15 protein-coding genes are annotated in these 11,692 nt (G+C 72.0%); 7 read left to right on the forward strand and 8 right to left on the reverse strand.

The features are described 5' to 3' along the window. Both AX737_RS03315 and AX737_RS03320 read right to left on the reverse strand, forming a co-directional pair. A partial coding sequence (locus tag AX737_RS03315; protein ID WP_197430437.1) for a protein-glutamate O-methyltransferase CheR occupies positions 1-987 on the reverse strand: 987 nt, incomplete at its 3' end. Between the two features lie 14 nt (positions 988-1,001). After that, positions 1,002-1,505: a chemotaxis protein CheW gene (locus AX737_RS03320; protein WP_066918975.1), complete on the reverse strand. Its 504-nt coding sequence runs from the start codon at positions 1,503-1,505 to the stop codon at positions 1,002-1,004. 185 nt (positions 1,506-1,690) lie between these two features. Here AX737_RS03320 and AX737_RS03325 point away from each other — a divergent pair, with 185 nt between their 5' ends. The 4 genes from AX737_RS03325 to AX737_RS03340 all read left to right on the forward strand — a co-directional run bounded on the left by AX737_RS03325 (position 1,691) and on the right by AX737_RS03340 (position 3,265). Further along, on the forward strand, positions 1,691-1,942 hold the full coding sequence (locus tag AX737_RS03325; protein WP_066918977.1) for a hypothetical protein: 252 nt from the start codon (positions 1,691-1,693) through the stop codon (positions 1,940-1,942). Between the two features lie 189 nt (positions 1,943-2,131). Then, positions 2,132-2,407 carry a hypothetical protein gene (locus tag AX737_RS03330; protein WP_066918978.1) on the forward strand — a complete coding sequence of 92 codons (276 nt, stop codon included), beginning with the start codon at positions 2,132-2,134 and terminating at the stop codon, positions 2,405-2,407. Between the two features lie 370 nt (positions 2,408-2,777). Further along, entirely contained in the window at positions 2,778-2,963 is a 186-nt protein-coding gene (locus AX737_RS03335; RefSeq protein ID WP_066918980.1) for a hypothetical protein, read from the forward strand. A gap of 2 nt (positions 2,964-2,965) precedes the next feature. Then, complete coding sequence (locus AX737_RS03340; RefSeq protein WP_066918982.1) at positions 2,966-3,265, forward strand: hypothetical protein; 300 nt, start codon at positions 2,966-2,968, stop codon at positions 3,263-3,265. A 27-nt stretch (positions 3,266-3,292) separates the two neighbouring features. Here the strand turns inward: AX737_RS03340 and AX737_RS03345 are convergent, their stop codons facing one another. Genes AX737_RS03345 through AX737_RS03355 form a run of 3 tightly spaced genes read right to left on the reverse strand, consistent with a single transcriptional unit; the run spans position 3,293 to position 5,818 of the window. Beyond that, positions 3,293-4,051 carry an ABC transporter ATP-binding protein gene (locus tag AX737_RS03345; RefSeq protein WP_066918984.1) on the reverse strand — a complete coding sequence of 253 codons (759 nt, stop codon included), beginning with the start codon at positions 4,049-4,051 and terminating at the stop codon, positions 3,293-3,295. Position 4,052: 1 nt separating this feature from the next. Further along, a complete protein-coding gene (locus AX737_RS03350) occupies positions 4,053-4,805 on the reverse strand; it encodes an ABC transporter permease (protein WP_066918986.1) in 753 nt (250 codons plus the stop codon). Then, positions 4,802-5,818, reverse strand: coding sequence for an ABC transporter substrate-binding protein (locus AX737_RS03355; protein WP_066918988.1), 1,017 nt, complete (start codon positions 5,816-5,818; stop codon positions 4,802-4,804). Before AX737_RS03355 ends, AX737_RS03350 begins: the two co-directional genes overlap by 4 nt. A 210-nt stretch (positions 5,819-6,028) precedes the next feature. Between AX737_RS03355 and AX737_RS34040 the strand changes: the two genes are divergently transcribed. Together AX737_RS34040 and AX737_RS03360 are read left to right on the forward strand one after the other, a co-directional pair. Then, complete coding sequence (locus AX737_RS34040; RefSeq protein WP_197430438.1) at positions 6,029-6,190, forward strand: hypothetical protein; 162 nt, start codon at positions 6,029-6,031, stop codon at positions 6,188-6,190. Between the two features lie 131 nt (positions 6,191-6,321). Continuing rightward, positions 6,322-6,744, forward strand: coding sequence for a DUF3597 domain-containing protein (locus tag AX737_RS03360; protein WP_066918990.1), 423 nt, complete (start codon positions 6,322-6,324; stop codon positions 6,742-6,744). 45 nt (positions 6,745-6,789) lie between these two features. On the opposite strand, the gene AX737_RS03365 is transcribed toward AX737_RS03360, so the two are convergent. From AX737_RS03365 to AX737_RS03375, 3 genes are read right to left on the reverse strand one after another with little or no spacing between them, the layout of a single operon-like run. Next, entirely contained in the window at positions 6,790-7,590 is an 801-nt protein-coding gene (locus AX737_RS03365) for an ABC transporter ATP-binding protein (protein WP_066918992.1), read from the reverse strand. A gap of 14 nt (positions 7,591-7,604) precedes the next feature. Next, the gene (gene ntrB, locus AX737_RS03370) at positions 7,605-8,474 is read right to left on the reverse strand and encodes a nitrate ABC transporter permease (RefSeq protein WP_066918994.1); all 870 of its coding nucleotides are present in this window, start codon (positions 8,472-8,474) and stop codon (positions 7,605-7,607) included. Continuing rightward, entirely contained in the window at positions 8,474-9,763 is a 1,290-nt protein-coding gene (locus AX737_RS03375) for a CmpA/NrtA family ABC transporter substrate-binding protein (protein ID WP_066918996.1), read from the reverse strand. Before AX737_RS03375 ends, ntrB begins: the two co-directional genes overlap by 1 nt. 496 nt (positions 9,764-10,259) lie before the next feature. Between AX737_RS03375 and AX737_RS03380 the strand changes: the two genes are divergently transcribed. Beyond that, positions 10,260-11,543, forward strand: a complete 1,284-nt coding sequence (locus tag AX737_RS03380) for an MFS transporter (protein WP_066918998.1) — start codon at positions 10,260-10,262, stop codon at positions 11,541-11,543. The last annotated feature ends 149 nt before the right edge of the window (positions 11,544-11,692 follow it).

An 11,692-nucleotide genomic window follows, 5' to 3' on the forward strand; every position in this document is an offset into this window, starting at 1 on the left:
GATCGGCTCCCGCCGCGCCGGCGGCAGCTCCGGCAGGGTCGGGGGCTGCCAGGGTCCGGGAGGGGCTGCCCGGGGCGGCCGCGCCTCCGCGGGCGGCGCCTCGCCCGGCCGGCGATAGGCGACGGTGCCGGGCAGGCTCACCGCGTCGAGCCAGCCCGCGAAGGCGGGGTTCGGCTCGGCATGGCCGATCAGCAGCCAGCCGCGGTCGCGCAGGCGCGCCCCGAAGGCGCGCATCAGCGCCGCCACGGTCTCGGCCTCGAAGTAGATCAGCACGTTGCGGCAGAGGATCAGGTCGAAGCCGTCGAGATGCGGGGGTGCCCCGCCCCCGACGAGTTCGAGCAGGTTGCGCCGCTCGAAGCGCACCATCCGGCGGTAGGTCTCGCGCAGGGCGTAGCCGCCCTCGCGCGCCGCGCCGGGCTGGGGCGGCACGGCGCGGAAGTAGCGCATCCGCTCCTCGGGCGGCGAGGTGCGCAGGGCCCAGCGCCCGTACGCGGCGGCGCGCGCGGTGGCGAGTGCGGCCGCGCTGATGTCGGTGCCGAGGATCGTGACCTGCCAGTCGGGCAGCGCCCGCCCCAGCAGCTCGTGCACCAGGATCGCCAGCGAGTAGGGCTCGGCCCCGGTCGAGCAGCCCGCGCTCCAGATCCGCAGGGAGCGCTCGGCCGCGCGGGCGGCGAGGAGGTCCGGCAGGATTGTCTCGCGGAGCGCGGCGAACTGCTCGGCGTAGCGGAAGAAGAAGGTCTCTCCGATGGTGATCTCGGCTTCCAGCGCCGTCCACTCCTCCGGCGACCGCTCCAAGAGGGCCGCGTAGGCGGCGGCATCGGCGACGCCCAGCGCCCGGAAGCGGCGGCGCAGGCGGTCGGAGAGCAGATCGTCCTTGTCGGCGTAGTAGTGGTGGCCCGTGCGCGCGATGATGCGCGCCTTGAGGCCGGCATAGGCGGGATCGGCCGCGAGGCTGATCCGGGGATCGATGGCGGCGGGCCGCCGCATGCCGTCCCGCGGCCTCAGGCCGCCGGTAGGGCGGCGAGGCGCGCGGCCGCCGCGCGGGCGGCGGCCGCGACCCGCATACGCTCCTCGGCGCTGAGCAGCCGGGCCGGGTCGAGGACGTGGACGAGGCGCTCGCCCCGCGCGATCGCGGCGGCGACGCAGCCGTTCAGGCTCCGGGCCGGATCGACCGGCCGGAACGCGTCCGCCGCCACGGCGACGAGGTCGGTGACGCGGTCGACGAGGTAGGCGACGTCCCGCCCGCACCCGAGCACGACGTGCGCGTGCAGGGCGGGCTCCGGGGTCTCGCCGCGCAGGCCGAGGAGCTGGGCGAGATCCACCACCGGCACCGCCTCGCCGCCGAGATTGAGGAAGCCCGCGAGCCACGCCCCGCAGGCCGGCGGCCGGAACAGGTCGGGCAGGGGCAGGATCTCGCCCGCGGCCGCGCGGGGCAGCGCGCAGGGCGTGCCCGCCACGTCCAGGAGGAGGTAGGTGCCGTCGGCGGCGGGCGAGGGGAGGGACAACGGGGCTCCGGCGCGCGAGAGGTCGGCAGAGGGGTCAGGTCGAGATAGGCCGCGGCGCCGGGCGGCGCAATTTCGCCCGCGCGGGCCGCGAACGGAACTTGCCGGAGAGGACAGGGTTCCTCCGGGGGACCGGGCGCGAAGCCCGTTCCCCGATCCTGCACGTCCCGTACCCGGAGTCTGAGCCGATGACCAAGACGACGCTGCTGCTCGCCGCCTCGCTGACCCTGCTGGCGGGCTCCGCCCTGGCGCAGGGCGGCTCGCCCTACAATTCCTCCGGCTCGCAGGCCGGCGGCCCGCTCGGCGGCATGGAACGCCGCTCGGGCGCCCCCGGCGGCGCACCCGCCATGGCCCCGGGCGCCGCCGATCCGGCGATGGCCCCGGCGCCCGCGCCCCGCAAGCGCACGATGAAGAAGCGCCGCAGCCACCGCGCCCGGTAAGAGCACCTCACGAAACGCCCGGTCACCGGGAGCCCGCCCTCTGCGCACGACGGCGCAGAGGGCGTTTCGTGAGAGGCTGTAAGCCGCGAACCGCCGGCGCCCGCCGCAGTGCACGCGCCGTTAAGGACCCGCTAACCATGGCGGCGACACACCCGGCCCCGGAACGGGTACGGGCATGGCACCGCGCTGATGGCACCGGGTTACGAGATCGCGCTCTGTCTCGAGGGGCTGGGCCTTGCCGGCCTCGCGCTGGGTCTCTGGCGCCTGCGCGTCGAGGAGGCGGCCCGCGTCCGCGCCCTGAGGAAGGTGCTGCGCACGGGCTCCGACCCGCGCCTCGTGCCGAGCGCACGCCCCCGGCGGGACCGGACCCGGATGGTCCCGCACCTGACGGGCCGCGGGGACACGCGGACGGGAACCAGCGCGGCGGCCCACGCCCTGGCGCGCGCCTTCCTGCGCGGCGCCTGACCGGCCCGCGTCAGCGCAGCAGCGCGTCGAGGCCGCTGCCGCAGAGCACGACGAGGGTCATCGTCACGAGGAATGTCAGGTCTTCGAATCTGCTCATGACTGGCTCTGGTGTCTCGAATTGGGCCGCGCTCTCTCGGCGATGCTTAACGATCGCGCATGGCCGTGCATTTGCGCGAGTCGTTTCACGACCTGTTAAGATCTGCGGCACGGTTTCCACAGTTCGCCGTTAACGAAACGTGAATGCGTTATGATCCGTCGGACGCAACATTAACCGTGCGCGGCCGCACGGCCCGGCGGCCTCCGGGAGCCGTTCGGGGCCGGCCGCGTTGGGTGAGCGCCGCCCGCCCGCGGCTTCCCAGGAGACCGCCCGATGCGCAACCTGCTGCTTCTCGTCATCCTCGTCGGCGCGGGCTTCGTGCTCGTCGGCATGTACGTCGCCCCGAACCAGCCCGCCTTGCGGACGTGGTACCGCGACAACGCCTGCCAGCACCTCGACAAGATCAGCCCCGAGCTCTGCGCGCCGATCCGTCGGGCCGACGGCGGGGCGCGCCTCTGAGCATGGGCGCGCTCCGGCAGGCGCTGGACTGGACCTTCCGCAGCCGGACCGACGGCCGGATCACGGTCGGGCAATGGCCGAACCTGCCGCTCTGGCTGTTCATCGGCCTGACCGCCGTCGGGTTCGCCCTCGATCCGGCGGGCACGCCCGGCCGATTGGTCCGGGTGGGCGCCGCGCTCAGCCTCGCGTGGTGGGCGCTCGACGAGGTGGTGCGCGGGGTCAACCCGTGGCGGCGCTTCCTGGGAGCTGCCGTGCTGGTGGGCGGGGTGGTGACATGGGGGATGCGGGGCTTCACGTTCTGAGGCCGCGCCGCTCTCCAGATCCTTCCCCTACAGATCGGCCGAGCGCCGGGACAGCTCCGCCCGCAATTGCCGGGCGATCTCCTGGAGCGCGGCGTCGCGGCGGATGCGGGGGCGGGGGAGGTCGATCCGGACCTCCGCGGCGATGCGGCCCGGGGGACCGGCGATCACCACGACCCGGTCGGCGATGGTCACGGCCTCGTCGATGTCGTGGGTGACGAACAGCACCGTCTTGCCCGTCTCCTGGGTGATGCGCTGCAACTCGTCCTGCAGCCCCTCGCGGGTGAAGCTGTCGAGCGCCGAGAAGGGCTCGTCCATCAGCAGCACGTCGGGCTCGACCGCGAGCGCCCGCGCGATCGCGACGCGCTGGCGCTGGCCGCCGGAGAGCTGGTGCGGCCAGCGATCCCCGAAATCGGCGAGGCCGACCAGCCCCAGCATCGCGTGCGCCCGCGCCCGGCGCTGCGCCCGCGACAGGCCCGAGCCTTCGAGGCCGAAGGCGACGTTGTCGATCACCCGGCGCCAGGGCAGCAGGCGCGCGTCCTGGAACACCATCGCCATCGGCGTGCGGCAATCGGGCCGGGCGTGGATCTCCACCGTGCCGCCGCTCGGGCGGCTCAGATCCATCAGCACCCGCAGGAGGGTCGACTTGCCGACGCCGGACTCGCCCACGATGACCAGAACCTCGCCGCGCACCACGTCGAGGTCGAGGGCGTCGAGGACGACGTTGCGGCGCTCGCCCGTGCCGTAGACGAGGCTGAGGCCCCGGATGTCGATGATGGTGTCCAGCATCTCAGGCCCGCCAGCGCAGGAGCCAGCCCTGGAGGGCGACGAAGGCCGTGTCGAACAGCCCGTAGAGCGCCGCCATGGTCAGCATGTAGACCACGACGATGTCGGTGGAGAGGAGCGAGGAGGCCTGCATCATGCGCTGGCCCACGCCCGGCACGCCGAAGATCTCGGCGGCCACCACCGCCATCCAGGCCTGGCCCAGCGCCGTGCGCAGGCCGACGAGGATGCCGGGGGTGGCGGCCGGCAGCAGGATCTTGACGAGGCGCTGGAACGGCCCGCGGAAGCCGAAGGCCTGGGCCACCTCGACGAGGTCACGGTCCACGCCCCGCACCGCGCCTTGGGTGGCGAAGAACACGATCCAGAACACGCCGACCGCGATGATGAACACCGCGGCCGAGGGCTCGACGCCGAACCAGATGATGGCGAAGGGCACCCAGGCGAGGCCGGGGATCGGGCGCAGCAGACGCACCACCCAGGCGGTCGCCGCCTCGAAGCCGCGCGACATGCCGGCCACCAGCCCGAGGCCGATCCCGGCGCCCGCGCCGCAGACCAGCCCCGCCACGTAGTGGCTGAGGCTCGACAGCACGGCCTCCGTCCAGACCCCGAGCGCGATCTCCCGGCCGAAGGCGGCCGGAATGGTGCTCGGCGGCGGCAGGAAGGCCGCGTTGATCAGGCCGAGCCGGGGCGCGGCCTCCCAGATGCCGAGGAAGACCGCCAGCCCCGCCGCGGCGAGCAGCGTCGCGCGGAAGCGGTTCATCGGGCCGGCTGCGCCGCCTTCTCGTAGTAGGAGGGCACGAACAGCCCGTCGATCGGCACGGCCTTGTCGAGGGTGCCGATGCTGACCTGATAGTCCTGCATCGCCTTGGTGGCCTCCACGATCACGCGCGGGTCGGCGGTGAACTTGGCGGCCGGGGAGGTGATGGCCCGGCGGATGGTGGCGACGTCCGTGATGCCCTTGCCGAGCGCCTGCTCGACGGCGGGCGCCGCGCGGTCGGGATCGGTCTTGAGGGTCGCGGTCGCCTTCACGAGCGCGTCCACCAGCCCCTGCACCGCGGCCGGGTTCTTGTCGGCGAAGGCGCCCGAGACGGCCACCACGGTGCCCGGCTGGTCGGGGAACATCTCGGCGCCCGTGGCGATCAGCTTGATCGCCGGGTTGCGGGCCTGGACGATGGTCAGCGCCGGCTCGCGGATCGAGGCGCCGTCGACCGCGCCGGCGAGCAGCGCCTGCTGGGTCGCGTCGATGCCCATGGCGACGACCTGCACGTCGGCCTTGTCGGCCTTGGCGACCTGCCAGAGCCAGTGCTGGAGCGTGGTGTTGGGCACCGAGCCCGGCGGCTGCGTGGCGAGGCGGGCGGGGCGCCCCTCCTTGGCCTTGAACTGGCGCAGAGCCTCGGCCTTGTCGGCGGCGAAGAAGGGCGCGAGCTTGGGACCGGCCACGAACACCATCTCCTCGACGGCCGTGGCGGCCACCACCCGCACATCGATGCCCTTCGAGCGGGCGACCGCCAGCGGCGCGATGCCCGCGACGTAGACGTCGATGGTGCCCGACGCCAGCGCCTGGATCATGTTCGGCCCGGACTCGAAGGTGGTGAAGGCGGGGGTGAGCCCGGCCTGCTTCAGCCCGCCCTCGCGGTCTGCCACGAAGACCGGCGCGGCCCCGATCACCGGGATCACGCCGATGCGCACCGGGACGGCACTCTGCGCGAGGGCCTGAGCGGAGAAGAGGGCGGCCGCGGCGAGCGTGGCCAGGGCGGTGAGCGCCGAGCGCATGGGCGAGGTCCGATCGTGACGGGTGCGCGCCCCATGCCACAGGCGGGGACGGCTGCAAACCGCTGAGGCCCGAAAACGCGGCCGCGATCAACCGGCACGATCAACAAATCGAGATTTCACAACAAAATTCGTCTCCGCCCCCGGGCATCACTATCGATGCGAAGGGCTTTCTTCTACGCGGTCAGGCCAATTCAGAATTGTCTTCCCGGTATGCTCACCATGATCAGTCTCGCCTGCCTCGTCGGCGGCGTCGGTCTCGCCACGCTGTCCCTGCGCCGCCCAGACCATGCGGCCAGCTTGGAGCGCTGGAGCGGCATCTGCCTGCTGGCCGGCCTCGGCCTGCTCGGCTTCGCGCTGCAGGGCGGGCGCTGAACCTACGACGGAATCGGCGCCGGAACGGCGCCGCCGTGTGGGAACGCGCGGGGGTGCGACCCGTTGTCAGGCGGCTGCGGGACGAGGCGTCCCGCGACAGATCCGATCCCGACGCGACAGGAGTTTCCGCCATGAGCCTTCTCGGAAAGATCGTCAGCAAGATCCTGCACCCGTTCGGCGGCGGCAGCGCGGAGGCCGCCCCCTCGGAGTCGAGCAACCCGACCTCAACGGCGACCACGGGCAGCACCGGCTCCGGCGGCGCCTCGGCCCCGGCGGGCGGCGCCCCGGCCGGCGGGACGGTCGATGTCGAGCAGGTGCTCAACGGCATGGCCGCCAAGAACCCTCAGCAGCTGAACTGGCGCACCTCGATCGTCGATCTGATGAAGCTGCTCGACCTCGATTCGAGCCTCACCGCCCGCAAGCAGCTCGCCGATGAGCTGCACTACACCGGCGACAAGGACGACTCGGCCACGATGAACGTCTGGCTGCACAAGCAGGTCATCAAGAAGCTCGAGGAGAACGGCGGCAAGGTGCCGGCCGACCTCAAGGATTGAGCGTAATTCTCCCTCCCCCCTCTGCGGGGGGGAGGGTTTGGGCGGTCACGCCGCCAGCGCCGGCCGCGCGTGGCGGGCGTAGAGGAATTCCAGCACCTCCGCCCGGCAATGCACGTAGGTCTGGTCCTCGACGAGCTCGAGCCGGCGACGGGGCCGGGCGAGCGGCACGGGCAGGATCTCGCCGATCGTGGCGGAGGGCCCGTTCGTCATCATCACGATGCGGTCCGAGAGCAGCACCGCCTCGTCCACGTCGTGGGTGATCATGATCACGGTGTTCCTGAGGCGCAGCTGGATCTCCATGAGCTGATCCTGGAGATGCGCTCGGGTCAGGGCGTCGAGCGCCCCGAAGGGCTCGTCCATCAGCAGCACGGTCGGCTCCATGGCGAGCGCGCGGGCGATGCCGACGCGCTGCTTCATGCCGCCCGAGATCTCGTTCGGGCGCTTCTCGGCCGCGTGCACCATGTTGACCAGCGCGAGGTTGTGCTCGACCCAGGCCGCGCGCTCGGCCCGCGACTTCTTCCCGGCCAGCACCTTGTCGACGGCGAGCGCCACGTTCTCGCGCACCGTCAGCCAGGGCAGGAGCGAGTGGTTCTGGAACACCACCGCCCGCTCGGGGCCGGGCGCCGAGACCTCCTTGCCGTCGAGCAGCACGCAGCCGGTCGAGGCCTTGAGCAGGCCCGCCACGATGTTGAGCACCGTGGACTTGCCGCAGCCCGAATGGCCGATGATCGAGACGAACTCGCCCCGGTCGAGCTTGAGGTTCACGTCGCGCAGGACCTCCGTGGTCTTGCCGCCGCGGGTGAAGCTGATGCCGACCTGCGAGAGGTCGAGATGGGCTTGTGCCATGTGTCGGGCCTCCCTCAGGCCGCGCTGGTGCCGCGGGTGACGAGGCTGCCCGCCGCCGCCACCAATCGGTCGAGGATGAAGCCGATCACGCCGACATAGACGAGCGCGACGATGATCTCGGAGATGTGCGACGAGTTCCAGGCGTCCCAGATGAAGAAGCCGATGCCGACGCCGCCGATCAGCATCTCGGCCGCCACGATCGCGAGCCAGGACAGGCCGACGCCGATGCGCAGGCCCGTGAAGATGTAGGGCGCGGCCGAGGGCAGCATGATCTTCCAGAAGAACTCCAGCGGGTTCAGCCGGATGACGGCCGCGACGTTGCGGTAGTCCTGCGGGATGTTGCGGATGCCAACCGCGGTGTTGATGATGATCGGCCAGATCGAGGTGATGAAGATCACGAAGATCGCGGACGGCTGGCCGTCCCGGAAGGCGGCGAGCGAGAGCGGCAGCCAGGCGAGCGGCGGGATCGTGCGCAGCACCTGGAACACGGGATCGAGCCCGCGCATCGCCCACTCGGACTGGCCCACCAGCGTGCCCAGCATCACGCCGGCCACGACCGCGAGGGCGAAGCCGAGCGCGACGCGCTGGAGGCTGGCGAGGATGTGCCAGAACAGGCCCTTGTCGGTGCCGCCGTTGTCGAAGAACGGGTCCGAGATGATCGGCCAGGCCTCCGAGAGCACCCGCGAGGGCGGGGGCAGGCCGGCGGTCGGGCGCGAGCAGGCGACCTCCCAGAAGAGCAGGAAGGCTGCCAGCACCACGAGCGGCGGGATCACCCGGGCGCCGAGCGCCCGGAGATCCCGGCCCGTGACGCGGGGCAGGCGGCGGGACTTCACGGACGCGGCGTCGCGCGCGGCCGTGCCCAGGGTGGCGGAGGTGGCGGCCATCAGGCGATCCTCTTGATGCCGAGGCTGGCGAGGTAGGCGGCGGGGTCGGCCGGGTCGAAGACCTTGCCGTCGAACAGCGTCTCGGTGCCGCGGGAGGTGGAGGTGGGGATGGAGGCGACGCCGAGCGCCTTGGCGGCCTCGCGCCAGAGGTCCTCGCGGTTCACCTTGTCGATCAGCGCCTTCGTGTCGGTCGACGGATCGAACTTGCCCCAGCGGATGTCCTCGGTGAGGAACCAGAGGTCGTGCGACTTGTACGGGTAGGAGGCGTGGTCCTCCCAGAACTTCATGGTGAAGGGGCTGTTCTCGACGACGCGGCCGGTGCCGTAGTCGAACTTGCCCTTCATGCGATCGACGACGTCGGCCACCGGTACGTTGATCCACTGGCGCTTGGCCACGATCGCCGCGAGTTCGTCGCGGTTCTCCGGCTTCTCGCACCATTGCTGGGCTTCCATCACCGCCATCAGCAGGGCCTTGGCGGCGTTCGGGTACTTGTCCACGAAGCTGGCGCGCAGCGCGAAGGCCTTCTCGGGATGGTCCTTCCAGAGCTCGCCCGTGGTGATCGCCGTGTAGCCGATGCCCTGGTGAATGAGCTGCTCGTTCCACGGCTCGCAGACGCAGAAGCAGTCCATCGTGCCGACCTTCATGTTCGCCACCATCTGGGGCGGCGGAACCACGATGGTCTCGATGTCCTTGTCGGGGTCGATGCCGCCGGCGGCGAGCCAGTAGCGGATCCAGAGGTCGTGCGTGCCGCCCGGGAAGGTCATGGCGGCCTTCACCGACTTGCCCGAGGCCTTCTTCTTCTCCAGCGCCGCCTTGAACGGCTTGGTGTCGAGCCCGACCTTGACGTCGAGGTGCTCCTTGGCGACCGAGATGCACTGCCCGTTCAGGTTGAGCCGGGCCATGATGTACATCGGCACCGGCACGTTGTTCTGCGTCACGCGGCCGGCCGAGATCAGGTAGGGCATCGGCGTGAGGATGTGGGCGCCGTCGATGCCGTTGCCCTCAGAGCCGAGCACGAGGTTGTCGCGGGTGGTGCCCCAGGACGCCTGCTTCAGCACCTCAGTCTCGGGCACGCCGTACTTGGCGAAGAGGCCCTTCTCCTTGGCGACGAAGAGCGGCGCCGCGTCGGTGAGCGCGATGAAGCCGAGCTTGGCTCCCTTCACCTCCGGCCCCGCCGCTTGCGCGTGGGCGCCGCCGGGCAGCGCCAGCCGCGCGGCGGCAGTGAGCGACAGGGCTGCGGCCGCGCCCTTGAGGACGCTGCGCCGGGTCTTCGACTCGCCGATCTTCATGAAACCTGCCCCGATGGAAGAGAGTGCCGGCCGCCGACCCGCGCAGCGATGCACACCGCCGGCCGCAACCCTGAGGCGCGGGACGGGAGGGATCGCGACAGCGGCGTTGCTGGCGGAGGGCGGTGCCGTCGCCGTTGACGGACACGGGAGCGTGAGCAGGTTCCGTGCCAACCCTGGATTGAGCCTCGGCTCGCGCGCGCGCGCACGGACGGCTCTCCGGGGCACCTGCGGTCCGATTGGGCACGCTCGAAAAAGCGGCATTCCCGGCCGTCGCCCGCGCCGCTCCGGGCACGACGCGCCACCCGCTTGGGCAGATCCGGCAGGCGCGCGCCGGTCCCGGCCGGGTCCGGTCCCACCCTGCTACGCTCCGCCGCACCCGACGTGCCGCGCGGTCCCGGCCGGCGAAAGAGGGCCCGAGCGCTGGGCAAACGCCGCCCGCTGGACTAGGGCGGGCTCACAGCCGAGACCCAAGCGAAGCCGCTCAAGATACGCGCCCATGCTCCAGACCAGCCCCACCGCGCAGCCCTCCGCGCGCCGCATCCTCACGGCGAGCTTCGTCGGCACGGCGATCGAGTTCTACGATTTCTACATCTACGCCACCGCCGCCGCGCTGGTGATCGGGCCGGTCTTCTTCCCGCCCGGCGAGCCCGGCGTGCAGCTGCTGGCGGCCTTCGCCACCTTCGCCATCGCCTTCCTGGCCCGGCCGATCGGGGCGGCGCTGTTCGGGCATTTCGGCGACCGCATCGGCCGCAAGGCGACGCTGGTGGCCTCGCTGATGATCATGGGCGTCTCGACGGTGCTGATCGGCTGCCTGCCGACCTACGCCAGCGCGGGCTGGCTGGCGCCGGCCGCGCTCTGCATCCTGCGCTTCGGCCAGGGGCTCGGCTTCGGCGGCGAGTGGGGCGGGGCGGCGCTGCTCGCCGTCGAGAACGCGCCGCCGGGGCGTCGCGCGTGGTACGGCATCTTCCCCCAGCTCGGCGCGCCGGTCGGCTTCATCCTGGCCAACACCTGCTTCCTGGCGCTGAGCTTCGGGCTGAGCCCCGAGGCCTTCCAGAGCTGGGGCTGGCGCCTGCCGTTCCTGGCCTCGGCGGTGCTGGTCGGCGTCGGCCTCTACGTGCGCCTCGCGCTCACCGAGACGCCCGCCTTCAAGGCCGCGCTGGCGCGCGCCGAGCCCGAGAAGGTGCCGCTCGCCACCGTCGTCACGCAGCACACGCGGGCGACCCTGCTCGGCACCTTCGCGATGGTGGCCTGCTACGCGGTGTTCTACCTCTCGACCGTGTTCGCGCTCGGCTACGGCACGGCCACGCTCGGCTACACGCGGCCGACCTTCCTGCTCTTCGAGTGCATCGCCGTCTGCTTCATGGCGCTCGGGATCCCGCTCTCGGGGCTCGCGGCGGACCGGTTCGGGCGGCGCCCCGTGGTGATGTCGGGCACGCTCTTCACGATGTTCCTCGGCCTGCTGCTCGGGCCGATGCTGGGCTCGGGGTCGTGGCCGCTGGTGCTCGGCTTCCTCTGCCTCGGCCTCTTCGCGATGGGCTGGATCTTCGGGCCGATGGGCGCGCTGCTGCCGGAGCTGTTCCCGACCCGGGTGCGCTACACGGGCGCCTCCGTGACCTACAACCTCGCGGGCATCATCGGCGCCTCGGCGGCGCCCTACCTGGCGCAGAGCCTCGTGGCGATGGGCGGCATCGCCTGGGTGGGGGCCTATCTCGCGCTCGCGGCCGCGATGAGCTTCGTCGCGGTGCTGCTGATGCCCGAGACCGCGCGGCAGGCGGTGTAGCGCGGAAATTCTCCCTCCCCCCTCTGCGGGGGAGGGTGCCGAACAGAGTGAGGCGGGAGAGGGGACAACGCTTCAGGTCCAGGCGCAGCGTCGATGCCGAGCGCTGTCCGGCGACGTCGCTCCCCTCACCCGCCCCGGCCTGACGGCCG

Origin of the sequence: Methylobacterium sp. CCH5-D2, from assembly GCF_001556475.1 — a bacterium.
GTDB lineage: Bacteria > Pseudomonadota > Alphaproteobacteria > Rhizobiales > Beijerinckiaceae > Methylobacterium > Methylobacterium hispanicum.